Raw genomic sequence first — 22,850 nt, 5'->3', positions numbered from 1 at the left:
ATTCAAAACAAATGTTTTTTAATTCCTTGCTAACAAATTTTGCAGCATTAGAAGTTGGTCAACATCTTTATTGGCAAATTGGAAATATCAGAATTCATGGGCAGGTATTTTTAACATCTTGGATTTTATTAGGAGCGTTATTAGTTTTTATTTCTTTAGGAACTAAAAAAATGGAAAATGATCCTAAAGGCCTTCAAAACTTGCTTGAGTTTCTTTGGGATTACATAAGAGATCTTGCTAGGACTCAAATAGGTGAAAAAGTATATAGAGATTGGATGCCATTTATAGGCACTTTATTTTTATTCGTTTTTGTTAGTAATTGGGGAGGGGCTTTAATTCCTTGGAGATTGATTAAGTTACCAAGTGGAGAATTAGGAGCACCTACTGCAGATATCAATACGACTATAGCCTTGGCTTTATTGGTTTCACTTTCTTATTTCTATGCAGGTTTAAGCAATAAGGGTTGGAGATATTTCGAATATTATGTTCACCCAACTCCAATTATGCTTCCTTTCAAAATTCTAGAGGACTTTACTAAACCTTTATCACTTTCTTTCAGGCTATTTGGAAATATTTTGGCTGATGAACTTGTAGTTGGTGTTCTAGTCTTTTTAGTCCCGCTAATTCTCCCAATACCTGTTATGTTCTTAGGATTATTTACTAGTGCAATTCAGGCATTGATTTTCGCAACTTTAGCGGCCTACTACATTGGAGAAGCTGTTGAAGAACATCATTAGCTTTCTTCTAATACATTCAGACACTTTTACAAAGGGTCTGTAATCTGGCAAAATATCTAATCGCGTAGGTCTGAAAATATCAGACCCATTCTTAAAAGAAAGGATGTCCAAGCGTGTATGACAACAAAGATTATCACAAGTATTAAGCTCTTTATTTCAAAATTATGGATTCGATTACTTCCGCTGCATCAGTTGTAGCTGCTGGTTTAGCAGTTGGTCTAGGTGCTATTGGCCCAGGTCTTGGACAAGGTAACGCAGCTCAGGGTGCTGTTGAGGGTATTGCCCGTCAACCAGAAGCTGAAGGTAAAATCAGAGGAACTCTTCTTTTATCTTTCGCTTTCATGGAGTCATTAACAATTTACGGATTAGTTGTGGCTTTGGTACTACTTTTTGCGAATCCTTTTTCCTAAAAGTTAATATTGCTTCTTATCCTTATTAGCAATATTTAAATATAATTTTTTAATTTCAACTGAATCATATGTTGGCCTTTAATTTTTTTGGTGCTACAGAAGGTGGATTATTTGATATAAATGCCACTTTGCCTCTAATGGCGATACAAGTAGTTGCGCTTACTTACATATTAAATTCTCTCTTTTTTAAGCCTGTAGGCAAAGTTGTAGAAAAAAGAGAAAAGTTTGTAAGTAATAATATTATTGAGGCCAAAAATAAACTTTCTGAGGTTAAAAAATTAGAAGCTGATTTATTAACTCAGCTTCAAAGTGCTCGTACAGAAGCTCAAAGAATTGTGAGCGAAGCTGAGGATGAGTCTGACAAGCTCTATAAAGAAGCACTAGAACTTGCTAACAATGAAGCAAATGCTTCAAAAGAAAAAGCAAGACTAGAAATTGAAAGTCAGACATCTGCTGCTCGGGATCAACTTTCTAAACAGGCTGATGATCTAAGCGAACTTATTGTTAATAGATTGATTCTAGAAAAATGAATTTAACTCTTTTAGCTACAGAAGGTTTTGGATTGAATTTCAATTTATTCGAAACTAATATCCTTAACTGGGCTGTAGTAGTTTTCGGTCTTTATAAATTTTTGCCTGGTTTCCTAGGTAAAATGCTTCAAAAAAGGAGAGAAGGAATCCTTCTTGAATTAAAAGATGCTGAAGATCGACTCCTAAATGCAACTCAAGCTTTAGAAAAGGCGAAGAAAGATTTATCTTCAGCAGAAGAAAAAGCTTCTCAAATAAAAGCAGATTCCCTTAAAAGATCTGAATCAATCAGAATGGAAAGTGAGAAAAAAGCTATAGAGGAGATGGCACGAATTAAACAAAGTGCAATCTCTGATGAGAGCTCTGAAGCATCCAGAGCAATTTCTCAACTTCGAAAAGAAGCTGTTGAACTGGCAATTAAGAAAGCTTTAGATTCTCTCCCAAATCGACTTGATAAATCAACACAAGAAAATTTGGTAACTCAATCAATTAATAATATTGAGGTGAACTAATGCCACTTTTAAATTCAGTTACTACACCATACGCAGAAGCATTACTTCAAGTTGTGAATGAAAATTCGCAAACTGAAGAGATGGTTTCTGAGGTTAAACAACTCTTGGAATTAATAAATGATTCCCCTGAATTGGAGAAGGCACTATCCTCTCCTATTTTAGAGACAGATGCTAAGAAGAAAATCATTATTGAAATTTTTTCAAATAAGGTTAATTCTTCTTTACTAAATTTCTTAAAATTATTGGCCGATAGGCAAAGAATTGGAATCCTTACTTCAATTCTTGATAGATTTTTAGAGATTTACCGAGAAAATAGTAATATTGCTTTGGCAACTGTTACTTCTGCAGTCGAGCTTACTGATGAACAGAAAGGTTTAATTACCGAAAAGATCATCAATATTGCTGGAACAGAAAAATTAGAACTTGTAACTAAAATCGACCCATCTCTTATTGGTGGTTTCGTCGCCAGTGTAGGATCAAAAGTAATTGATGCTTCCCTTGCTTCACAAATTAGAAAACTTGGCTTAACTCTTTCCAAGTAACTTTTAAATCAACCTTTAATTCTTAAATCCATGGTATCTATACGCCCTGATGAAATCAGTTCAATCTTAAAACAACAAATAACTGATTACGACCAATCTGTAAGTGTTAGCAATGTAGGAACTGTTCTGCAAATTGGTGATGGCATTGCAAGAATATATGGCTTAGATCAGGTCATGGCAGGTGAGTTGTTGGAATTTGAGGATGGTACCGAAGGTATAGCTTTAAATCTTGAAGATGATAATGTTGGAGCCGTTTTAATGGGAGAGGCACTTGGTGTCCAAGAAGGAAGTAACGTTAAGTCCACAGGTAAAATCGCATCTGTTCCAGTTGGTGAAGCAATGCAGGGGAGAGTTGTTAACCCTCTCGGACAACCAATAGATGGGAAAGGGGAAATTCCAACAAGTGATAATAGGTTGATTGAAGAAATGGCTCCTGGAATAATCAAGAGAAGATCAGTGCATGAACCAATGCAAACAGGTATTACATCTATTGATGCAATGATTCCTGTTGGAAGAGGTCAAAGAGAATTAATTATTGGTGATAGACAAACTGGAAAATCTGCAATTGCTATTGACACAATAATTAACCAAAAAGGTCAAGACGTAGTTTGTGTTTATGTAGCTATTGGTCAGAAGTCAGCATCAGTAGCAAACATCGTAGAGGTCTTAAGAGAGAGAGGAGCCCTAGATTATACAGTCGTAGTTAGTGCAGGAGCTTCAGAGCCAGCTGCTTTACAGTACTTAGCACCTTATACTGGTGCAGCAATTGCTGAACATTTTATGTATCAGGGTAAAGCAACACTAGTTATTTATGATGATCTAACAAAACAAGCTCAAGCTTACAGGCAAATGTCTCTTCTTTTAAAAAGGCCACCAGGAAGAGAGGCTTATCCAGGAGACGTGTTCTACTTGCACAGTAGATTACTAGAAAGAGCAGCAAAACTTTCTGATGCAATGGGAGGGGGTTCTATGACAGCGCTCCCAATTATTGAAACTCAGGCAGGGGACGTTTCAGCTTACATTCCAACTAATGTTATTTCAATTACGGATGGACAAATATTCTTGAGTGCAGATTTATTTAACTCAGGATTAAGACCAGCTATTAATGTTGGTATTTCTGTTAGTCGTGTTGGAGGAGCTGCACAGACAAAAGCAATTAAAAAAATTGCAGGAACTTTAAAATTAGAACTTGCACAGTTTGATGAACTAGCTGCTTTCTCTCAATTTGCATCTGATCTTGATGAAGCAACTCAGCAACAACTTGAAAGAGGCAAAAGACTAAGAGAGTTATTAAAGCAACCTCAATTCTCTCCGCTAAACCTTGCAGAACAAGTTGCAGTTGTTTATGCAGGAGTTAAAGGTCTTATTGATGAGGTTCCTGTTGAAGATGTTACTAAATTTGCAACTGAACTTAGAGAATACCTAAAGTTAAATAAAGCAGAATTTATAGAAGAGATTCTTAAAGAAAAGAAATTAAATGATGGATTAGAAGCGACACTAAAAGAGGTGATAAATGAAGTTAAATCATCAATGCTTGCCACAGTTTAAATTTATTTAAGGAGATACAATGGCAAATCTTAAAGAGATTAGAGATCGAATCGTTTCCGTTAAAAATACAAGAAAAATAACGGAGGCCATGAGACTTGTTGCAGCTGCAAAAGTTAGGAGAGCTCAAGATCAAGTTCTTAAGAGTAGACCTTTTGCAGATAAACTTGCACGGGTTTTAGAAAATATTCAATCTAGAGTACAATTTGAGGCAGTAGACTCTCCTCTATTATCCAAGAGAGAAGTAAAGAACATTTCCTTGGTTTGCATAACTGCGGATAGGGGTTTATGCGGTGGTTACAACACAAATATTATCAAAAAGGTAGAAGTAAGATATGCAGAATTAGTTAAACAAGGGTATCAGCCAAATTTAATTTTGGTAGGGAAGAAAGCTATTGGATATTTTCAAAATAGAAAGGATAGATATGTAATTAAAAGTACTTTTAAAGAACTAGAACAGGTACCCACAGTTAAGGACTCTGAAGGAGTTACAAATGAGATTTTAGCTGAATTTCTTTCAGAAAATTCTGATAGGGTGGAAATTATTTACACGAAATTTATCACTCTAGTTAGCTGCGCCCCTGTAGTTCAAACACTATTGCCACTCGACCCTCAAGGAATTGCTGAGGAAAACGATGAAATTTTTAGGTTGACTACAAAGGATAGTAAGTTACTTGTTGAAAAATCAAATATTGAAAAAAGTGAATCAGAGAAGTTGCCATCAGATATTGTTTTTGAACAAAGTCCTGATCAACTATTAGATTCGTTATTACCATTATATCTACAGAATCAGGTACTAAGAGCTCTTCAAGAGTCGGCAGCTTCAGAACTCGCTTGCAGGATGACTGCAATGAATAACGCGAGTGATAATGCTAAGGAATTAGCAAGTACTTTGAATCTAACGTATAACAAAGCAAGACAAGCAGCTATTACTCAAGAAATATTAGAAGTTGTAGGCGGTTCAGCAGTTTAGTAATAAGATTTAGGATATGCCTGAATACAATATAAAAGTTCAATTCGAACAAAAGACGCTTAGTTTTCTATGTTCTGAAGATCAAGATATTATTTCAGCGGCAAAAATGAATGGAATAGATTTACCAAGCAGTTGTTGTTCAGGAGTTTGTACAGATTGTGCATCCATGATATTAAAAGGATCTGTAGATCAAGAAGATGCTATGGGATTAAATGATGATTTAAGGGAAAAGGGCTTTGCACTTTTGTGTGTGGCATATCCTAAGTCAGATTTGAATATCGTTATTGGTAAAGAAGTAGAAGATGATTTATATAATGATCAATTTGGTAAATATCAAAAATGAAATTAATTTCAGTTGATTTTTATTTAGATTGGCCAGTTTCAATAAAATTAAAAAATTTGAGGGAATTTATCATTGCAGATTTAGAAAAAAAAGGTGATGTAATTCGATGGTCAATTGTGGATATTCAAAATACTATTGACTCTTTTGGAACAAAAAAACTTAGAATTAAAGCTGTTTTAGCTAATTAAAAAATATAAATTGTAATATTTTTAATGATGGAAAATTCACCAACAATATTTATTGTTCCAACTGGTATTGGTTGTGAAGTAGGAGGTTTTGCTGGAGATGCACTTCCTACCGCTAAATTATTAGCATCGGCAAGTGGATGTTTAATTACTCATCCAAATGTTATGAATGGTGGTACTCTTACTGAAAAAGATAAAAATATTTTTTATGTTGAGGGTTATAGTTTAGACCGACTTGCTAAAGGAGAAATCGCTCTAAAAAAGGTAAAGCAACAGAAAATTGGGATAATTTTTGATTCAGCCATTGAAAAAGAAATGTTAGTGAGACATTTACAAGTTGCTGATGCTTGTGTTTCTACTTTAGGGATTAATGTTCATTCTTATGTGATTACAAAAAAGCCATTAAACATAGTTATTGATTCAGATTCTTCAAAAATCAGTGGTGGCACAATTGAAAATCCTGATTCTCTAATTGATGCTGGAAAATGTTTAATAGAAAAAGGAGTTACTGCAATAGCAATTGTGGCAAAATTTCCAGATGATTCAGATTCTTTAGACACAAATATCTATAGAGAGGGGAAAGGGGTTGATCCTATTTCTGGAGTCGAAGCAGTTATAAGTCATTTAATTAGCAAATTGTTAAAAGTTCCCTGTGCTCACGCACCTGCTTTAAATCCGATTGAATTGAATGAAAATTTAGATCCTCGTGCAGCTGCAGAGGAAATAGGATACACCTTTTTACCATCAGTGCTGATTGGGTTAAGCAATGCACCTGACATTGTTGAATTGCCTGCTCAAAATGAATCAATCTCAATACACCCTGATCAGATTGAATCTATTGTTGTTCCTAATGGGGCACTAGGTGGGGAAGCAGTATTAGCAGGGATTGAAAAAGGTTTAAATATTATCTCTGTAAAAAATCAAAATACATTGAAAGTGACAAATGAGTTTTATGATTATCCCAATCTTTTTGAAGTGGATAATTATTTAGAAGCTGCAGGCATAATTCTTGCTATCAAAAGAGGTATCAACCTTGATGCAGTTAAACGGCCTTTAAAAAAAATCCAACAGTGTTTTTATAGTGATTAATAAGATATTGCTATGGGAACTCTCCAGTCACTTCCTAATGATTGACTGCTTAGTTTTAGGATTGGAGGAGCCTGCTTTCTTTTGAATTCCGCTTTTTTTATGAGTGAGATAATTTGTACAATTAAATCTTTTTCATAACCATCTTTTTCTAGTTGTTTTAAATCTTTTTTCTCTTCAATAATTCCTTTAAGGATATTATCTAAAATAGAATAAGGTGGAAGAGAATCAGTATCTAATTGATCAGGACCTAATTCGGCACTTGGAGCTTTCGTACGTATATTTTTTCCAATTAAATCTACATTAGTATCTAACATATATGATTTTCTATGATTAGTTGAATCTTCACTATCAAGCCAATTGCATAATTTAAAAACATTTGTTTTATATAAATCCCCAATTACCGATAATCCTCCATTCATATCACCATAAAGTGTGCAATATCCTACAGCTAGCTCTGATTTATTTCCTGTTGAAAGTAATAAATGCTTTTCTTGATTTGCTAAAGCCATCAGAAGCGTTCCTCTGATTCTTGATTGAATATTTTGATTTGTTATTTCAGCCATCTCGAAAGATATGGTATTCATAAAAGATTCTTCAAAAGAGCTCATCAGATTTTCAATTGGGATACTATTGAAATTTATTTTTAATCTTTTCGCTAAATCTTTTGCATCACTCTTTGAATGAGATGAGCTCCACTTAGAGGGCATTGAGACGCAATAAATATTATTACTGCCAAGAGCAGCTGTCGCAATTGTTGAAACTAGTGCTGAATCAATGCCACCACTTAGTCCAATTAAAGCTGTTTTAAAACCGCATTTTTGAGCATAATCCCTAACACCAAGGACTAATGCGTCAAAAATTGATGATATCTCAGACTTTTCAAATTTATTTTTTTGAGGTTTTGTTTGTTCAATGTCCCAACTGGAGAGGTCTTCTGCAAAAGATTTTAATTGCTTAATTTTAGATCCATTCTTATCAAGAATAAAACTATTTCCATCAAAAATTAAATTATCATTTGCTCCAATCTGGTTTACATATATCAGCGGTACTTGAAGATATTGAGCAGCAAAACTAGAAACTTTGGATCTAAGCTCTAACTTTTTGAAGGTATACGGGGAGGCCGATAAGTTCACTAAGATATCAACTTTTTTTTTCTTTAAATCAAAAATAGGATTCTTTTTATGAATTCCTCTACCTTCTATATTTTTGTTGACCCATAAATCCTCACATATAGTAAAGCCAAGTCGCCAAGTTTTATTATTAATTTCTTTTGTTAATACGGAAACTTTTTCTTCTGATCTAAAGTATCTTTTCTCATCAAATACTTCATAGGTGGGAAGAATAATTTTACGAGCAATTATTTTCCATTCACCGCGCTCAAGCATCGCAATAGAATTATAAAGATTTGGGAAAAAAGAATCATTTATTATCTCAGCTATCCCTACTGTGATGCTCAAATTTCCATATTTTTTATTAATATCTAAGGCTAATTGGTCAAGAATTTGATATTGATTTTTGATTAAATTTTTTTTTAGAAGTAGGTCTTTTGCTGGATATCCCCATAATGATAATTCTGGAGTAAGAACTAAATCAGCAGAAGTTGAGCTAGCTTTCGAAGCAGTACAAAGTATTTTTTTTGCATTACCCTCTAAATCACCAACAACTGGATTAATTTGAGCAAGTAAAAATTTCATTCAACTAATTTAGTGGATTCATATAAATTATTCTTTTTAACAATATCTATTAATGAAGTTGGTAAATTAGAATAATTAAAATTTGATCTGAGCTTAGAACTTGAAATGTTTGGGATTTTTATTGTTGAAATCTTAAATTTCACTTTATAAGTTTCTAACATTTTAAGAGTATTTGATTCCACAGGATATCCCTCTCTTAAAATTACTAAAAAACTAACCTCATTAGTAATTTTATCAAAATTTTTCCAGTAGAAAATATCTTTAATTAAATCACTCCCAATAACAAAATCTAAATTATTTAATTCATAAATCCTTTTACATTTTTTAATTGACTCTACTGCCCATTGGCTACTAACACTTTGATTAAATAAAATTTTAGGATTATCTAAATCTTCAATAAGAGTTTTTAATAAATGGCTACGAATTGAGATATCCTCTTTGTGATTTTTGTGGGGGTTGTTACTAACATAACCAATTGTAAAAGCATATATTTTGGATAATTCTTCAAGTATTTTTTTATGCCCAATGGTAGGTGGATCTGCACTGGTACCAAATAATGCAATGCTTTTTCCCATTTAAGTTTTAAGGCAGAATGCTAATAAAATTATTATTTAAATTTCTATTTGAAAAATAAATATTTATGTGATTAAAAATCTCTTGGTCATTAAAAGTCAAATTTTTGATCATAACAGCTGGTTCTATAAAAGAAGTTTTGCTTCTAAGAAATATCTCTTTTGCTGCTAATTTCCCTAGGATTTTTGTAGAATGCATCGCGATTGCTGCTTGAATAATTGCTATGGGTCCATAGGGTAATAATGAAAGCCCGTTAGTAAAAGGTGCTGTTAATAGAATTACTTTCTTAATAAGGTTGAAAGAGGTATGGACTCCGACTTGAGTGACTCCCAAACATAAATTATTAATGGATATATTTTTAAATATTTTTCTTGTAGATTCACCTTTCAACTTTAAGCCGTAAATCTTACTTAACTCGCTAATCAATGCAGTATCTAGTGCGAAACTACCAGCAACATCAAATAAAATAAAAGGATTAAGAGCTACTGCAGATGCTTTTATAGTCGAAAATTTACCAATAGTTGATTGAGCTAATTTCTGCCTTTTTTTCAATCTTTGCTCTTTTATTTGCAGAAACAATTTGTCAGCTAATTGAATAGAATTTAGTGATAATAGTATCTCACCATATTGATTTATTAATTTTATTATGTAATTTTCAAGTTTGTTTTCATTATTAGTAATTATTGGGATATTTAAATCTTTTGGAAGCTTAAACTTTATATTTTCAATTATTTCTTTTAATTCATTTTTATTAAATAGATCGATTTTGTTTAAGATTACAATAATTTTTTTTCCATCTTTTATAAAAGAGTTGATTTCGCTTAACTCATTTCTATTTAAATCTCCTGAAACTATAAATAAAATAAGGTCTGACTGATTTATATAAGAGTAAACTTTATCTGGGAATTTTATATTGCAGAAATCAAATCCTGGAGAATCTATTAACTCTAAACTATTAAGTGTTTGATCTTTAAGAGTCCAAGTTTCAGATTGTATTTCATTTGTGGTCCCATTAATAATATCTGTTTTGAATATGTCTTTTTTTAATAAAGAATTTAAGACAGAAGATTTTCCTACACCTGATTTACCATATGCGCCAATTCTTATTTTTTTTTCTTTGAGTCTTAAAAGTTGTTGATTAAAAGAAATTATTTCTCTATTAAGAAAACTTTTTTCATAATTGGTGAGATCAATAGTCTCCCACCATTTTTTTAACAGTAAATAATTATCTTTAATTTTAAATTGTTTCATGCTTTATTTTTCCACCAACCTGCTAATACAGATAACACAGCTTCTGCACCAATAATTCCCACGAATCCCCCGAATTCATCTACTACTACTTTCACTCCTTTATGATTCTTGTCAAATTTAGTTAATAATTGATCTGCTTTAATCATTTCAGGAATGTAGTCCACTGGTTCGCAAATTTCTGATAATAATTTTTTATTTTCTCCATTAATTAATTCTGCCAACATTTTTTCACGCTTTACTACCCCTTGTATTTTGTCAACTTTATCTCCCAAAATAACCCACCATGGAGAGCTATCAGACATTATAAGTTTTGAAATTGCATCAAGATTTGAAGACCCATCAAGACAAGGTGCCGATACCCTAGGGGTCATTAAGTCTTTAGCTTTTAAATCATTTAATTGAAAAACCTTGAATATCATTGCTGCCTCATCAGCTTCTATTAAACCTTTCTGACTTCCAATTTTTGCCATTTGTCTAATTTCTTCTTCATCAGTTGAAATTTCGTTTTCTGCTGTAATAACTGGAAATATCTGTTCAATTAATATTAAGAATGGCCTCATTAAAGTATTTAATATTCTCAAAATAGGAACAGATAATAATGCTATTTGAACTGAAAATCTTGTACCAAGAGCTTTGGGTAGTACTTCTCCTACTAAAACAACAAGTATGTAAAAAGCTATTGAAAAAAGGGTTAAACCAAAACTGCTATTAATTACCAAGGCTCCGTATACTCCTAAAAGAAGACTGCCAATTATATTAAATCCATTATTAGTAATAGTAATTACAGTTAGTGTCCGTCCAAGATGCTTTCTCAGTTTTAGGAGTTGATTTGCAGAACTTTTTGGCTTTTGTTTTGAGGCAATTTCTAAAATTCTTATTGAGTTTACAGCTAAAAAAGCTGCTTCTACACCCGAACAACATGCTGATCCAATTAAAATGACTAATATGAGTAAAAGTAAACCGTAAACATTTGGTTCCATTTAAAATAGATTAGGTACTAAATCTGTTTTAATTCATTCTTCCATTTTTTTTTTAAACACGCCAATACACAATGTTTGTACCTGACTATAAAGTTTTTGAAGAAAGAAGAGAAATTTTCTTAAATAAATTAGATGGAAAAGCTGCCATTATCCCAGGAGCTAATCTCGTAAAGCATCATGCCGATTGTGAATACCCGTTTAGACAAGATAGTAATTTTTGGTATTTAACTGGTTTCGATGAACCGGATGCAATTGCTCTTTTCTTGTCGCATAAGCCAAAGGGAGAGAGATTTATTATGTTTGTCGCTCCCAAAGATGTTATAAGTGAAGTCTGGCATGGCTTTAGATGGGGTTTAGAAGGTGCAGAAGAAGAGTTTAAGGCTGACAAGGCTCACTCGATATCCGAACTAAGAGATTTACTTCCAAGTTATATAAATGGTGCCGATGAGCTTGTTTTTTCAATAGGTAAGTATCCATTGATTGAGAAAATAGTACTCGAGATATTTTCACAACAACTTGAAAATCGATCAAGATCAGGTATTGGTGCAAATTCTATAAAATCTCCAGAAATTTATTTAAATGAGATGAGATTAATTAAAAGTGAATTTGAAATTAACAGAATGAGAGAGGCTATACAAATTTCAGCAGAAGCTCATGAACTAGTAAGAGAATCTATCTCAACAAAAAAAAATGAAAGGCAAATTCAGGGTCTTCTAGAGGGATTCTTTTTGGAAAAAGGGGCAAGAGGACCAGCATATAACTCCATTGTTGCTTCGGGAGATAATGCCTGTATTTTGCATTACACTTCCAATAACTCACCATTGAAGAAAGAAGATTTATTGTTGGTAGATGCTGGCTGCTCATTGACTGATTATTATAATGGTGACATAACAAGAACCATCCCAATAGGTGGAAAATTTTCCAAAGAGCAAAGAGATATTTACGAAATTGTATTAAGAGCGCAGAAAAATGCAATTAAAAGTGCCGTAACTGGATCAAATTCAAGTACTGTTCATAATGTTGCTTTAACAATTTTGATAGAAGGATTAAAGGAAATTGGTTTATTGTCGGGCACCACGGAGGAGATAATAGAGAATCAATCATATAAACATCTATACATGCATAGAACTGGACATTGGCTCGGTTTAGATGTTCATGATGTTGGAGCATACAGAATGGGAGACTATGAAGTGCCATTACAGAATGGAATGATTCTTACGGTAGAACCTGGGATCTATATAAGTGATAGGATTCCAGTCCCTGAGGGACAACCTCTAATAGACGAGAAGTGGAAAGGCATAGGGATAAGAATAGAAGATGATGTTCTAGTCAAAGATGCAAACCCAGAAGTTTTAAGTATTGCTGCACTAAAAGAAATTTCTGATTTAGAATTTTAAAATTTGACTTAATATATTCAATAGATTTATTTTATAAAGTTTAGAGTTCAAAAATGAACAAGTCCGATTCATATGATTCGAAATTATCCCAAGCAAGAGGCTTAGCTAGTCAGCTTGGCATGTTTGCGGAAGAAAACGATATTCCTAAAGATCTTTGGGATTCATTGGAAGCTACTATTTATGACTTTTATGAAGTATCTCATGATAGATAAAAATCCTGTTTAAATGTTATCAATAACTAAAATCAAGAAATTTTGAATAAATCAATCAAAATGTGACCATAAACTGATAAATTATTTATTAAACATTAACAAGTGAATGACCTCATCAGATAAGTTAAATCAAAATTCAACAGAAAAAAAGGGAAAAAACAGTGATGCCCCAAAGTCTAAAAATTCTTCTCCTAATTCAGGTATGATGGGTGCCACAGCTGTATTAGCAGCTGCCACCATTGATGAAGATGGAGTACCTACTGGTTATACCCCTAAGCCTGACGAAGGAAGGTTTATCATTAAAGTATTGTGGTTACCTGATAATGTTGCTTTAGCAGTCGATCAAATAGTAGGTGGAGGCCCGAGTCCACTTACTGCTTATTATTTTTGGCCAAGAGATGATGCTTGGGAAAAATTAAAAAGTGAGCTTGAGAATAAAGGTTGGATTACAGATAACGAAAGAGTAGAGATATTGAATAAAGCTACTGAAGTAATAAATTATTGGCAAGAAGAAGGTAAAACAAAAAGATTAGAAGAAGCCAAATTAAAGTTTCCTGAAGTAACTTTTTGTGGAACCGCTTAAGTATTAGTTCTTTGCAGCTTGAATCCAAGCTTCAGCCTTTGAGACCTCTTTCAAAGCTTTAATTTTCTCTGGATTTTTTTCATTTTCAGTAAATTTGCTAATCGCTAATTTTGCTTCTTTAAGATCTTTTTCAGCATTTTGAACATTAATTTCAGAACCAATTTCAGCATTATTTACTAAAACTATAACTTCATCTGATTCAATTTCAGCGAAGCCTCCCATAAGAGCTATCGATTTCCACTGGGAATTCATTCTTAGCCTTAGAACACCAATATCTATAGCAGTAACTAAAGAGATGTGTCCTGGTAGTATACCTAGTTGACCAGTAGTACTAGGAAGGATTACTTCTTCAGCTTCGCCTTGATAAACATTTTTATTAGGAGCTAAAACTTTTAGAGAAATTGCCATTAATTTAAAATTATTGAAGGTTAAAAATATATTTAAATATTTATTTTTCTGATTTTATTTTTTCTGCCTTTGCTTTAACTTCATCAATATTACCAACCAGGTAAAATGCCTGCTCTGGTAAATCATCCAATTCACCTGACAAAATCATATTGAAACCAGCAATGGTATCTTCTAATTTTACATATTTACCAGACATTCCTGTAAATATTTCTGCTACAAAGAAAGGTTGTGAGAGAAATTTTTCAATTTTTCTGGCCCTATCGACTGTTAATCTATCTTCTTCAGAAAGCTCATCTAAACCGAGTATTGCGATAATGTCTTGAAGTTCTTTGTATCTCTGTAAAGTTGATTGGACAGCTCTGGCAGTTTTGTAATGCTCATCGCCTACAACCGATGGTTGAAGCATGGTACTTGTTGAGTCTAGTGGGTCAACCGCTGGATAAATTCCCTTTGCAGCCAAAGCTCTCGCAAGTACAGTAGTAGCGTCTAGATGTGCAAACGTTGTAGCAGGAGCAGGGTCTGTTAGGTCATCTGCAGGTACATAAACAGCCTGAATAGATGTTATTGAGCCTTCTAGTGTCGATGTAATTCTTTCTTGCAATTCACCAACATCAGTTCCTAAAGTTGGTTGGTATCCTACAGCTGAAGGCATTCTTCCAAGTAAAGCTGATACTTCAGAACCAGCTTGAACGAATCTAAAAATGTTATCAACAAAAAGCAAGACGTCTTGTTTATTCACATCTCTAAAATGTTCGGCCATTGTAAGTGCTGATAAGCCTACTCTCATTCTCGCACCAGGTGGCTCATTCATCTGCCCAAAACACAAGGCAACTTTTGATTGAGTTAAATCATCTGCATTAATAACTCCCGATTCCTTAAATTCTTCATACAAATCGTTCCCTTCTCTAGTTCTTTCGCCTACACCTCCAAAAACAGAAACTCCACCGTGCTCCTTTGCTATGTTATTAATTAATTCTTGAATAAGAACTGTCTTCCCAACACCAGCACCTCCGAATAATCCAACTTTTCCTCCTTGTCTGTAAGGAGCCAAAAGGTCGATAACTTTGATGCCAGTTTCAAAAACTTTTGGTTTAGTTTCTAGGTCAGTTAACTTTGGCGCAGCTCTATGAATAGGAGCAGTATCTTTTGTATTCACTGGACCTTGCTCATCTACTGGTTCTCCTAAAACATTAAATATTCTTCCTAAAGTTGCTTCTCCTACTGGTACAGATATTGGTGCTCCTGTGTCGATTGCCTCCATGCCTCTTACAAGGCCGTCTGTGCCGCTCATTGCCACTGCTCTTACTCTATGGTCACCTAGGAGCTGTTGGACTTCTGCAGTGAGCGCTATGTCTTGTCCGGCTGGATTTTTAGCTTCAATTCTTAAAGCATTTAATATCTTAGGCAATTTTCCAGCTGGAAATTCTACATCTAGAACTGGACCAATTACCTGACGTACTACGCCTTTTGTTTGTGAAGAAGTTGATGGAGTTGCTACCATTTGTTATTGATTGGTGATGAATAGCTGATTTAAACAGCTCATAATCCGAAAATACTACCACCTAATGGGTAGATTCGTTAAATGGGTTCGGCCACCCGCACAGTTTAAGTATGGTTTAATTGCCGCTTTGCAGATTATGTTGTTGATGATACGGATGGAGAACTTCTCTTTCCATTTTTATGACGCAAAGCGTCTCAATCATGATCCTCCATTAATCTATGGCAGCTGTTTCACTTACAGTCTCTACAGTAAAACCACTGGGAGATAGAATATTTATTAAAGTTTCCGCATCTGAGGAAAAAACTGCTGGGGGCATCCTTTTGCCTGATTCAGCTAAAGAAAAACCACAGGTTGGAGAAGTTGCTCAGGTGGGCCCTGGCAAACTTAATGACGATGGTTCTCGACAAACTCCAGAAGTGAGTATTGGCGATAAAGTTTTGTACAGCAAATATGCTGGCACAGACATTAAATTGGGAGGAGATGAATATGTCTTGCTCTCAGAAAAGGATATTTTAGCTGTAGTAAGCTAAAATATTTGTTTCAAAAATTATTAAAACTTATTACTAAATCACTGCCTAAACATGGCTAAAAGAATTATTTACAATGAGCAAGCTCGTAGAGCGCTCGAGAGAGGAATTGATATCCTTGCTGAGTCTGTGGCTGTAACGCTTGGACCTAAAGGAAGAAATGTTGTACTAGAGAAAAAATTTGGTGCTCCACAAATAATCAATGATGGTGTCACAATCGCAAAAGAAATCGAATTGGAGGACCACATTGAAAACACAGGTGTTGCCTTAATCAGACAAGCTGCTTCAAAAACTAATGACGCAGCTGGAGATGGTACCACAACAGCCACTGTTTTAGCTCATGCCATGGTTAAAGCAGGTTTGAGAAACGTTGCTGCAGGAGCTAATGCAATAACCTTGAAAAAAGGTATTGACAAAGCGACTGAATTTCTAGTTGGTAAAATTCAAGAGAATTCCAAACCTATCAGTGATAGCAACGCTATAGCTCAATGTGGAACCATTGCAGCTGGAAACGATGAAGAAGTTGGTCAAATGATTGCCAATGCTATGGATAAAGTTGGTAAAGAAGGTGTTATCTCCTTAGAAGAAGGAAAATCAATGACTACTGAATTAGAAGTTACTGAGGGGATGCGTTTTGATAAAGGCTATATCTCACCTTACTTCGCAACTGACACAGAGAGAATGGAGGCTGTTTTAGATGAACCATATATCCTTCTGACTGATAAAAAAATTGCCTTAGTGCAAGATTTAGTTCCCGTTTTGGAACAAATAGCTAAAACTGGTAAACCACTAGTCATTATTGCAGAAGATATTGAAAAAGAAGCTTTAGCAACTCTTGTAGTTAATAGATTACGAGGCGTCTTAAATGTTGCTGCAGTAAAAGCTCCTGGATTCGGCGATAGAAGAAAAGCCATGCTTGAAGATATGGCCGTTTTAACTAATGGACAACTTATTACCGAAGATGCAGGCTTGAAACTAGAGAATGCTACCTTAGATATGCTCGGAACTGGTAGAAGAATAACTATCAATAAAGAAACTACAACTATTGTAGCTGAAGGAAATGAGCAAGCAGTTAAAGCTAGATGTGATCAAATTAAGAAGCAAATGGATGAAACAGATTCCTCTTATGATAAAGAAAAGCTTCAAGAACGTCTGGCTAAATTAGCTGGAGGAGTAGCAGTGATTAAGGTTGGGGCTGCTACTGAAACTGAGATGAAGGATAAAAAGCTTCGTCTTGAGGATGCTATTAATGCAACAAAAGCAGCTGTTGAAGAAGGAATTGTACCTGGAGGAGGAACAACTCTCGCTCATTTATCTCCTATTTTAAAAGAATGGGCTGATAAAAATTTAGATGGAGAGGAATTAATTGGAGCTAACATTGTTGAAGCTTCACTTACTGCTCCTCTTATGAGAATTGCTGAGAATGCAGGTTCTAACGGAGCTGTGATTGCTGAAAATGTAAAAACTAAACCATTTAATGATGGATTCAATGCTGCTACTGGAGAATATGTAGATATGTCTTCTGCTGGTATAGTTGATCCTGCAAAAGTTACACGTTCAGGATTACAAAATGCAGCTTCAATAGCAGGAATGGTTCTAACCACCGAATGTATAGTTGCAGATCTACCTGAGAAAAAAGATTCAGCTGCTCCAGCAGGCGCTCCGGGGATGGGCGGCGACTTCGATTACTAACTAAACAATAGTTTTTTAATAAATTTTTAAAAGGGATCATTCAAAAATGGTCCCTTTTTTATTGAACTTTTACGAAATCCAACCAGCGCTAAGAATAATTGCGAGAGACAAAAATATCACTAAAAAAGTCCAAGTTATTTTGTTTAGCGAGGCTTCTGCACTACTTGCGCTGTTGAACATTGAGCTTCCACTGGCGGCTATTCCTCCCATTCCATCACCTTTAGGACTATGAAGTAAAACTAAGAGTATGAGAAGAACTCCAGAAAATACCCAAATCCAACTAATAATTTGAATCATTGTTTAAAAAATTTTATTAACTTTAAACGTGTTGAACCACCTTATTATAACCCTTTAATTCAATTTCTTGAATAAGCGATTTGCCTGTCATTTCTCTTGGTATTGGTAGATTTAATAATTGCAATAAAGTGGGAGCAATATCTGCTAAGCCCGCGTTTTCTCTTAAATTAATTTCATTTCCCATATTTGGTATTTTTCTTTTTTCTCCTTCAATCAAAATTAATGGAACTTTATTTATTGTGTGTGCTGTCCATGGTTCTCCTTCAGATCCTTTCATTACCTCTGCGTTACCATGATCGGCTGTAATTACAATGCTCCCGCCCATTTCTCCAGTAGCATTAACTATTTGACCTACACATTTATCTACTTTTTCTATAGCTTTAATTGTTGCATCCATGTTGCCTGTATGACCAACCATATCAGGATTGGCAAAATTGATTACAACAAAAGCATAATTCCCGCTTTTAATTGCTTTAGAGCAACTAATAGTTAATTCCTCCGCAGACATTTCGGGTTCCATATCATAAGTTGCGACTCTTGGAGATGGAATCAAATGTCTCTCTTCTCCAGGTAAAGGTATTTCAACTCCTCCATTGAAAAAGTATGTTACGTGAGGATATTTTTCAGTTTCCGCGGTTCTGTATTGTTTGAGTCCGTTTTCTGACACTATTTGGCCTATAAAATTATTGAGTGATTCAGGAGGAAATGCAACTTTAACGGGAAAGCTCGGATCATATTGAGTAAAAGTAACAAAATCTAGATTTGGATAGTTTTTTCTTTCAAAGTCTGAGAATTCATTGATCGAAAGGGATTTGACTATTTGTCTTGCTCTATCAGGACGAAAGTTAAAGCAAATCAAACTATCCCCATCTTTAAGATAGTTTTCAGACATTCTTATGGGCTCTATAAATTCATCGGTAATGTTTTTTGCATAACTTTTTTCTATGTAATCTTTGGGAGAAATATTTGTTATTTGAATATCAGGATCAGTCAAATTAGAATATGCTTTTTCTGTTCTATCCCATAAAAGATTTCTATCCATTATCCAGTATCTTCCGCATATGGAAGCTATTTCGCCTACGTTAAATTTTTTTATACATGATTCTATTTGCTTTAGATATTTCGAGGCACTTTTTGCAGGAGTGTCTCTTCCATCAGTAATAATATGGATTGCAACTTTTTTAAGTTTATTATCAGATGCCCATTTTATTAAACCTAATAAATGATCGATATGACTATGAACTCCACCATCGGAACATAATCCCGTGATATGCAAAGTAGAATTATTTTTCTTTAATGAATCAGCCATCTCTTTTAACTCATTTATCAAGCCTAGTTGATTATTTTTTACAATATTTGTAATCCTTACAAGTTCTTGTTGTATTATTCTTCCCGAACCAATTGTGAGGTGCCCTACTTCTGAATTGCCCATTTGACCATCTGGGAGGCCTACCTCAGATCCACTAGCACTTATAAGGGTGTGGGGGTAAGCATGCCATAATGAATCCATGATTGGTGTACTGGCACTTTTTATGGCATTATCTGTTTTTTCTTTTCGATATCCCCATCCATCTAGTATTGCAAGAACTACAGGGCTCTGAGGAACACTTAATCTTTTTATATTTTTGCTGCTAATCTTTGACATATTTAGATCAAATTCATTGTTAACTGATCCAACCTTAAATTTAGCTTCAAACGTTACTCTTTAACAATTTATATTTAACATAGTTAGCTTTTGCTAATTTATGAAAATATTAGATTAATTTTATTTCTTGATAAATCATGTCCAAGAAGACAAAAAAGATCGTAATACTTACTGAAGTTGAGCTTAGAAAAACCATTTCGCGTTTAGCTTGCGAAATTATCGAAAAAGTAAAAAAACTGGATAACCTTCTATTGGTTGGTATCCCGACTAGAGGAATTGAGCTGACCGAAGTGCTAGAAAAGGAATTATTCTCTAGAACAGGTTTAAGAGTTAGAAAAGGAACAATTGATCCAACTTTTTATAGAGATGACCAAAATAGAGTTGGAACTCGTCTAATACAAGCTGCAGATATTCCAACTCCTATTGAGAAACAAGAAATTCTTTTAATAGATGATGTAATTTACACAGGTAGAACAATAAGAGCTGCAATGGATGCTTTGTATTCATGGGGCAGACCTCAAAGAGTTATGTTATTAGTAATGGTAGATAGAGGTCATAGAGAATTACCTATTCAACCAGATTTTTGTGGTAAAAAAGTGCCAACTAGTAAAATTGAAAGTATTAGTTTACGTTTAAATAATGTTGATAATGAAGAAGGAGTTTTCCTTGAATAGCTATCTTTCAGAAGATATTTCCTAAATTATATTCTCCAAAAAATTCATCTTTAATATCGAAACACTTAACTGATAAATCAGCATTTTTCGTAATTTTAAAAAAAAGTTTTAAGGTGTCTTCCCCAGTATTAGATTTATTTTTTAACAATATTTTAAATGGTTTTTTGTCCCATTTTATGATTTCTTCTTCATTTTGAATCTCTGATAACTTTGGTAATCCATTTTCATAAATAACATCATATGCTCTTTCTTTTTGTGTCTCACCAATTATTATTTCGAATATTTTTTGATTCTTTTTACTGGCTTGAAGGATCAGTTTAAAGGGTGTTTCTGTTGGCCATGTTTGACCTTTGCAAAAAATAGGATGCCAAAAGTGTTTTTGCTCTCTTTTATTAAATAATCTTATAGATAATCCTTTGTTCAAAATGTCTTTAATTTTTACCCCAGGGGTCATTGCTAAAGCACCCAAAGCTATTGATTCAATAGGAGGTGGCGTCTTTATTTGAATTTTCGGAATTTTTTTTGTTATCCATTCTTTAATCAATGGTATTTGAGTTCCTCCACCAACCAAAACAATTGCATTTAAGTCTTCAACTGTGCAAAATTTACCTCTTGCTTGATTTAATAAATCTTTTAGTAAAGAGTTGAGGTGATTAAGAAGATTATTGGCAATGAGTATTTTCTCAAATATTTCTTTACTTAGGTAATATTCATTTTCTTTATTTTGTTCAGTAAATAATTTTATTGGATATTTATTTTCATATTTGATTACAGATGAGCTGAGTTTACATTTTATTTTTTCTGCCTTTGAAAGATTATTAATATAATTATTACCTGGAATAAAATAATCAACTATCCATTGATCAATATCTTTCCCACCAATTTTTGAGCCTGTTTTTCCAATTATTTCAGCACACCTTATTTTTTGTTTTGAAATTGAGCTTACATCATTACCTTTAAATTTTAAAAGTTCAGCTATTGGACCAGATTTTCCTTCTCCTCCTTCTATTTTGACTATATTCATATCGACTGTACTTCCTCCAATATCTAATGTCATAATTTTTGAGCCAAATGGTACATTTATGCCTAAACTTGCCGCAGTAGGCTCATCAACAAGGGCTATTTCATCTACAGATATTTCTTCGCAAAGGTTAATTAACCATTCTCTGTATCCCTTATATGTATCTATCGGGGCAGTTAAAACAAGTCTTTTGATCTCATACTTTTGCGGAATGTTTGCCCACAAAATTTGAAAAAATTTTTCGCCACATTCATTAGGGTTTAAAATGTTTTTTTGGTTATTTTTTTCAATAGAATTTCCAATTAATCTTTTAAAGTTCGAATGAAAAAATAAATCAGAATTTGTATTATCTTTCATCTTTAGAGCACTAATACCAATTTTAGTAATCTTTGAAGGTTCCTCGAACCAAACTGCTGAAGGAATAACTCCTGGAGATGATGTAATATTCGGTATTTCAACTAAAACAGAATTTATATCTTTTTGATCTTGAAAAGCAACAACAGTATTAGTGTTCCCTAAATCGATAGCAAGTGTTCCAGATAAACTTTCTTCCATATGAAATTATTTAAATTAATTAAGTTCTTTTTGTAATTTATGTTTTGAAACGGTCGAATAAACTGTAAAATGTATTTTATAGTAAAAAATTTATTTTTAATGAACATATCCAATAATACAGGGATTGATTCTAATGATCTTGCAAAGAGAGGCGAAAGCTTGATAAGAAAATCAACTAATAGATATTTAACTACAGTGAAAATTGCTTTCAGAGCGAAACAAAGACGTTTTGATGATTTTGATGGCTTATTAGAAGAATCAACTATTAAACCTGTTCAAAGGTCAATTATTGAACTAAGTGATGAGCAGGATCAACCAGATTTACTTCCAGGCTAATTTTGGTAAAAGACCAAAAAAGATGGAGATTACTTAAAGATTTAAAAAAAGGCAAATTTTGCTTTTTGATTGGTGTAGACAATTGGTCAATCGAGTTACAAAAAAGTGAATTCAATTCACTGTACCTTCTACTGTTAAGAATTAATGAACAACTATTAGTTATCAAAGATGAACTAATGGATGAAGAATTTATTACTTTAGAATTAGAACAATTACCTTGGTATATTCATTTAGAGGGAAAAAAAAATGAATGGAGTTTAAGGTTTGTTTTTGAAAGTCAAGACCAAACTAGATCCTTTGAAATGTATTGGCCGATACCAATTGCACAAAATTTATTTTATGAAATAAAAAACATGTGGGAATCAATGGATTAAAAGATAAATAAATTTGGAAATTTTAGAAAATATTTCCCCCTCCAAAAAAATTTTTTTCACAACTTTTCCACAGTATTTTTTTTTAAAATATCTGATTATCTAAAGCATGTGGAAAACTTCTGATCTTACATAAATCTTTATATTTGAGTAAAGTTTAATTTTACAAAATTAATTTCCATGACTACCCTATTTATGACTGAATTCTCGTCATTCTATAACTTGAGACTGTCTCTTAAATAATGCTTGTTGACGATTTAGTAATTTTGG

Annotated in this window: 27 protein-coding genes; 18 read left to right on the top strand and 9 right to left on the bottom strand. The window is 33.5% G+C overall.

Going from position 1 to position 22,850, the window contains the following annotated elements; genetic code table 11:
• Window positions 1–11 precede the first annotated feature (11 nt).
• The 10 genes from atpB to HA152_RS08540 all read left to right on the top strand — a co-directional run bounded on the left by atpB (window position 12) and on the right by HA152_RS08540 (window position 6,863).
• Window positions 12–737, top strand: coding sequence for a F0F1 ATP synthase subunit A (atpB, locus tag HA152_RS08585; protein WP_209135512.1), 726 nt, complete (start codon window positions 12–14; stop codon window positions 735–737).
• 164 nt (window positions 738–901) lie between these two features.
• Window positions 902–1,147: an ATP synthase F0 subunit C gene (atpE, locus tag HA152_RS08580; RefSeq protein WP_002805169.1), complete on the top strand. Its 246-nt coding sequence runs from the start codon at window positions 902–904 to the stop codon at window positions 1,145–1,147.
• A 68-nt stretch (window positions 1,148–1,215) separates the two neighbouring features.
• Window positions 1,216–1,677: a F0F1 ATP synthase subunit B' gene (locus HA152_RS08575; protein ID WP_209135510.1), complete on the top strand. Its 462-nt coding sequence runs from the start codon at window positions 1,216–1,218 to the stop codon at window positions 1,675–1,677.
• The gene (locus tag HA152_RS08570) at window positions 1,674–2,186 is read left to right on the top strand and encodes a F0F1 ATP synthase subunit B (protein WP_209135508.1); all 513 of its coding nucleotides are present in this window, start codon (window positions 1,674–1,676) and stop codon (window positions 2,184–2,186) included. Before HA152_RS08575 ends, HA152_RS08570 begins: the two co-directional genes overlap by 4 nt.
• A complete protein-coding gene (gene atpH / locus HA152_RS08565) occupies window positions 2,186–2,728 on the top strand; it encodes an ATP synthase F1 subunit delta (RefSeq protein ID WP_209135506.1) in 543 nt (180 codons plus the stop codon). The genes HA152_RS08570 and atpH overlap by 1 nt, the downstream gene beginning before the upstream one ends.
• A gap of 30 nt (window positions 2,729–2,758) precedes the next feature.
• Complete coding sequence (atpA, locus tag HA152_RS08560) at window positions 2,759–4,276, top strand: F0F1 ATP synthase subunit alpha (protein ID WP_209135504.1); 1,518 nt, start codon at window positions 2,759–2,761, stop codon at window positions 4,274–4,276.
• Between the two features lie 19 nt (window positions 4,277–4,295).
• A complete protein-coding gene (locus HA152_RS08555) occupies window positions 4,296–5,246 on the top strand; it encodes a F0F1 ATP synthase subunit gamma (RefSeq protein ID WP_209135502.1) in 951 nt (316 codons plus the stop codon).
• A gap of 16 nt (window positions 5,247–5,262) precedes the next feature.
• Window positions 5,263–5,589, top strand: coding sequence for a 2Fe-2S iron-sulfur cluster-binding protein (locus HA152_RS08550; protein ID WP_209135499.1), 327 nt, complete (start codon window positions 5,263–5,265; stop codon window positions 5,587–5,589).
• Window positions 5,586–5,777 carry a hypothetical protein gene (locus HA152_RS08545; protein WP_209135497.1) on the top strand — a complete coding sequence of 64 codons (192 nt, stop codon included), beginning with the start codon at window positions 5,586–5,588 and terminating at the stop codon, window positions 5,775–5,777. Before HA152_RS08550 ends, HA152_RS08545 begins: the two co-directional genes overlap by 4 nt.
• Before the next feature lie 27 nt (window positions 5,778–5,804).
• Window positions 5,805–6,863, top strand: coding sequence for a DUF3326 domain-containing protein (locus HA152_RS08540; protein WP_209135495.1), 1,059 nt, complete (start codon window positions 5,805–5,807; stop codon window positions 6,861–6,863).
• On the opposite strand, the gene HA152_RS08535 is transcribed toward HA152_RS08540, so the two are convergent.
• The 4 genes from HA152_RS08535 to HA152_RS08520 are packed head-to-tail and all read right to left on the bottom strand — an operon-like array spanning window position 6,860 to window position 11,361.
• The gene (locus HA152_RS08535; protein WP_209135493.1) at window positions 6,860–8,557 is read right to left on the bottom strand and encodes an NAD+ synthase; all 1,698 of its coding nucleotides are present in this window, start codon (window positions 8,555–8,557) and stop codon (window positions 6,860–6,862) included. The genes HA152_RS08540 and HA152_RS08535 overlap by 4 nt on opposite strands.
• Window positions 8,554–9,132: a nicotinate-nucleotide adenylyltransferase gene (locus HA152_RS08530; protein WP_209135491.1), complete on the bottom strand. Its 579-nt coding sequence runs from the start codon at window positions 9,130–9,132 to the stop codon at window positions 8,554–8,556. Before HA152_RS08530 ends, HA152_RS08535 begins: the two co-directional genes overlap by 4 nt.
• 7 nt (window positions 9,133–9,139) lie before the next feature.
• Window positions 9,140–10,381, bottom strand: coding sequence for a GTP-binding protein (locus HA152_RS08525; protein ID WP_209135488.1), 1,242 nt, complete (start codon window positions 10,379–10,381; stop codon window positions 9,140–9,142).
• Complete coding sequence (locus tag HA152_RS08520) at window positions 10,378–11,361, bottom strand: CNNM domain-containing protein (RefSeq protein ID WP_209135486.1); 984 nt, start codon at window positions 11,359–11,361, stop codon at window positions 10,378–10,380. Before HA152_RS08520 ends, HA152_RS08525 begins: the two co-directional genes overlap by 4 nt.
• Window positions 11,362–11,432: 71 nt before the next feature.
• Between HA152_RS08520 and HA152_RS08515 the strand changes: the two genes are divergently transcribed.
• The 3 genes from HA152_RS08515 (at window position 11,433) to HA152_RS08505 (ending at window position 13,553) form a co-directional block, all read left to right on the top strand.
• A complete protein-coding gene (locus HA152_RS08515) occupies window positions 11,433–12,758 on the top strand; it encodes an aminopeptidase P N-terminal domain-containing protein (protein WP_209135484.1) in 1,326 nt (441 codons plus the stop codon).
• Between the two features lie 53 nt (window positions 12,759–12,811).
• Window positions 12,812–12,970: a hypothetical protein gene (locus HA152_RS08510; protein ID WP_187151134.1), complete on the top strand. Its 159-nt coding sequence runs from the start codon at window positions 12,812–12,814 to the stop codon at window positions 12,968–12,970.
• A gap of 106 nt (window positions 12,971–13,076) precedes the next feature.
• Entirely contained in the window at window positions 13,077–13,553 is a 477-nt protein-coding gene (locus HA152_RS08505) for a 30S ribosomal protein PSRP-3 (protein WP_209135482.1), read from the top strand.
• Between the two features lie 3 nt (window positions 13,554–13,556).
• On the opposite strand, the gene atpC is transcribed toward HA152_RS08505, so the two are convergent.
• A complete protein-coding gene (gene atpC / locus HA152_RS08500) occupies window positions 13,557–13,961 on the bottom strand; it encodes an ATP synthase F1 subunit epsilon (RefSeq protein WP_209135480.1) in 405 nt (134 codons plus the stop codon).
• A 40-nt stretch (window positions 13,962–14,001) separates the two neighbouring features.
• Complete coding sequence (gene atpD / locus HA152_RS08495) at window positions 14,002–15,462, bottom strand: F0F1 ATP synthase subunit beta (RefSeq protein ID WP_011863550.1); 1,461 nt, start codon at window positions 15,460–15,462, stop codon at window positions 14,002–14,004.
• A gap of 218 nt (window positions 15,463–15,680) precedes the next feature.
• Between atpD and groES the strand changes: the two genes are divergently transcribed.
• Entirely contained in the window at window positions 15,681–15,992 is a 312-nt protein-coding gene (groES, locus tag HA152_RS08490) for a co-chaperone GroES (protein WP_002806275.1), read from the top strand.
• Between the two features lie 51 nt (window positions 15,993–16,043).
• Window positions 16,044–17,681, top strand: a complete 1,638-nt coding sequence (gene groL, locus HA152_RS08485; protein WP_209135478.1) for a chaperonin GroEL — start codon at window positions 16,044–16,046, stop codon at window positions 17,679–17,681.
• Between the two features lie 69 nt (window positions 17,682–17,750).
• Here groL and secG read toward each other — a convergent pair whose 3' ends face one another.
• A complete protein-coding gene (gene secG / locus HA152_RS08480; RefSeq protein ID WP_011863548.1) occupies window positions 17,751–17,978 on the bottom strand; it encodes a preprotein translocase subunit SecG in 228 nt (75 codons plus the stop codon).
• A gap of 22 nt (window positions 17,979–18,000) precedes the next feature.
• Complete coding sequence (gene gpmI, locus HA152_RS08475) at window positions 18,001–19,623, bottom strand: 2,3-bisphosphoglycerate-independent phosphoglycerate mutase (RefSeq protein ID WP_209135475.1); 1,623 nt, start codon at window positions 19,621–19,623, stop codon at window positions 18,001–18,003.
• A 137-nt stretch (window positions 19,624–19,760) separates the two neighbouring features.
• On the opposite strand from gpmI, the gene pyrR reads away from it, so the two are divergent.
• Window positions 19,761–20,297 carry a bifunctional pyr operon transcriptional regulator/uracil phosphoribosyltransferase PyrR gene (gene pyrR, locus HA152_RS08470; RefSeq protein WP_209135473.1) on the top strand — a complete coding sequence of 179 codons (537 nt, stop codon included), beginning with the start codon at window positions 19,761–19,763 and terminating at the stop codon, window positions 20,295–20,297.
• Window positions 20,298–20,304: 7 nt separating this feature from the next.
• On the opposite strand, the gene HA152_RS08465 is transcribed toward pyrR, so the two are convergent.
• On the bottom strand, window positions 20,305–21,873 hold the full coding sequence (locus HA152_RS08465; protein WP_209135471.1) for an Hsp70 family protein: 1,569 nt from the start codon (window positions 21,871–21,873) through the stop codon (window positions 20,305–20,307).
• 99 nt (window positions 21,874–21,972) lie between these two features.
• Between HA152_RS08465 and HA152_RS08460 the strand changes: the two genes are divergently transcribed.
• Window positions 21,973–22,209, top strand: a complete 237-nt coding sequence (locus HA152_RS08460) for a DNA-directed RNA polymerase subunit omega (protein WP_079298258.1) — start codon at window positions 21,973–21,975, stop codon at window positions 22,207–22,209.
• Between the two features lie 2 nt (window positions 22,210–22,211).
• Complete coding sequence (locus tag HA152_RS08455; RefSeq protein ID WP_209135469.1) at window positions 22,212–22,583, top strand: DUF1818 family protein; 372 nt, start codon at window positions 22,212–22,214, stop codon at window positions 22,581–22,583.
• Window positions 22,584–22,850 lie beyond the last annotated feature (267 nt).

It is taken from the genome of Prochlorococcus marinus XMU1412 (assembly GCF_017696315.1).
Classification (GTDB): Bacteria; Cyanobacteriota; Cyanobacteriia; order PCC-6307; family Cyanobiaceae; genus Prochlorococcus_A; species Prochlorococcus_A marinus_AF.
Note: the sequence above shows the minus strand (reverse complement) of the source record. Positions and strands in the feature narration are given on the sequence as shown.

Excerpts from the sequence above, each read along its gene's own strand:
- atpH (WP_209135506.1), top strand. The coding sequence starts at position 2,186 with ATGCCACTTTTAAATTCAGTTACTACACCATACGCAGAAGCATTACTT.
- HA152_RS08505 (WP_209135482.1), top strand. The coding sequence starts at position 13,077 with ATGACCTCATCAGATAAGTTAAATCAAAATTCAACAGAAAAAAAGGGA.
- HA152_RS08530 (WP_209135491.1), bottom strand. The coding sequence starts at position 9,132 with ATGGGAAAAAGCATTGCATTATTTGGTACCAGTGCAGATCCACCTACC.
- pyrR (WP_209135473.1), top strand. The coding sequence starts at position 19,761 with ATGTCCAAGAAGACAAAAAAGATCGTAATACTTACTGAAGTTGAGCTT.
- groES (WP_002806275.1), top strand. The coding sequence starts at position 15,681 with ATGGCAGCTGTTTCACTTACAGTCTCTACAGTAAAACCACTGGGAGAT.
- groL (WP_209135478.1), top strand. The coding sequence starts at position 16,044 with ATGGCTAAAAGAATTATTTACAATGAGCAAGCTCGTAGAGCGCTCGAG.
- HA152_RS08460 (WP_079298258.1), top strand. The coding sequence starts at position 21,973 with ATGAACATATCCAATAATACAGGGATTGATTCTAATGATCTTGCAAAG.
- secG (WP_011863548.1), bottom strand. The coding sequence starts at position 17,978 with ATGATTCAAATTATTAGTTGGATTTGGGTATTTTCTGGAGTTCTTCTC.
- HA152_RS08510 (WP_187151134.1), top strand. The coding sequence starts at position 12,812 with ATGAACAAGTCCGATTCATATGATTCGAAATTATCCCAAGCAAGAGGC.
- HA152_RS08555 (WP_209135502.1), top strand. The coding sequence starts at position 4,296 with ATGGCAAATCTTAAAGAGATTAGAGATCGAATCGTTTCCGTTAAAAAT.
- HA152_RS08525 (WP_209135488.1), bottom strand. The coding sequence starts at position 10,381 with ATGAAACAATTTAAAATTAAAGATAATTATTTACTGTTAAAAAAATGG.
- atpE (WP_002805169.1), top strand. The coding sequence starts at position 902 with ATGGATTCGATTACTTCCGCTGCATCAGTTGTAGCTGCTGGTTTAGCA.
- HA152_RS08550 (WP_209135499.1), top strand. The coding sequence starts at position 5,263 with ATGCCTGAATACAATATAAAAGTTCAATTCGAACAAAAGACGCTTAGT.
- HA152_RS08575 (WP_209135510.1), top strand. The coding sequence starts at position 1,216 with ATGTTGGCCTTTAATTTTTTTGGTGCTACAGAAGGTGGATTATTTGAT.
- atpD (WP_011863550.1), bottom strand. The coding sequence starts at position 15,462 with ATGGTAGCAACTCCATCAACTTCTTCACAAACAAAAGGCGTAGTACGT.
- gpmI (WP_209135475.1), bottom strand. The coding sequence starts at position 19,623 with ATGTCAAAGATTAGCAGCAAAAATATAAAAAGATTAAGTGTTCCTCAG.
- HA152_RS08515 (WP_209135484.1), top strand. The coding sequence starts at position 11,433 with ATGTTTGTACCTGACTATAAAGTTTTTGAAGAAAGAAGAGAAATTTTC.
- HA152_RS08465 (WP_209135471.1), bottom strand. The coding sequence starts at position 21,873 with ATGGAAGAAAGTTTATCTGGAACACTTGCTATCGATTTAGGGAACACT.
- HA152_RS08540 (WP_209135495.1), top strand. The coding sequence starts at position 5,805 with ATGGAAAATTCACCAACAATATTTATTGTTCCAACTGGTATTGGTTGT.
- HA152_RS08570 (WP_209135508.1), top strand. The coding sequence starts at position 1,674 with ATGAATTTAACTCTTTTAGCTACAGAAGGTTTTGGATTGAATTTCAAT.
- HA152_RS08535 (WP_209135493.1), bottom strand. The coding sequence starts at position 8,557 with ATGAAATTTTTACTTGCTCAAATTAATCCAGTTGTTGGTGATTTAGAG.
- atpB (WP_209135512.1), top strand. The coding sequence starts at position 12 with ATGTTTTTTAATTCCTTGCTAACAAATTTTGCAGCATTAGAAGTTGGT.
- atpC (WP_209135480.1), bottom strand. The coding sequence starts at position 13,961 with ATGGCAATTTCTCTAAAAGTTTTAGCTCCTAATAAAAATGTTTATCAA.
- atpA (WP_209135504.1), top strand. The coding sequence starts at position 2,759 with ATGGTATCTATACGCCCTGATGAAATCAGTTCAATCTTAAAACAACAA.
- HA152_RS08545 (WP_209135497.1), top strand. The coding sequence starts at position 5,586 with ATGAAATTAATTTCAGTTGATTTTTATTTAGATTGGCCAGTTTCAATA.
- HA152_RS08520 (WP_209135486.1), bottom strand. The coding sequence starts at position 11,361 with ATGGAACCAAATGTTTACGGTTTACTTTTACTCATATTAGTCATTTTA.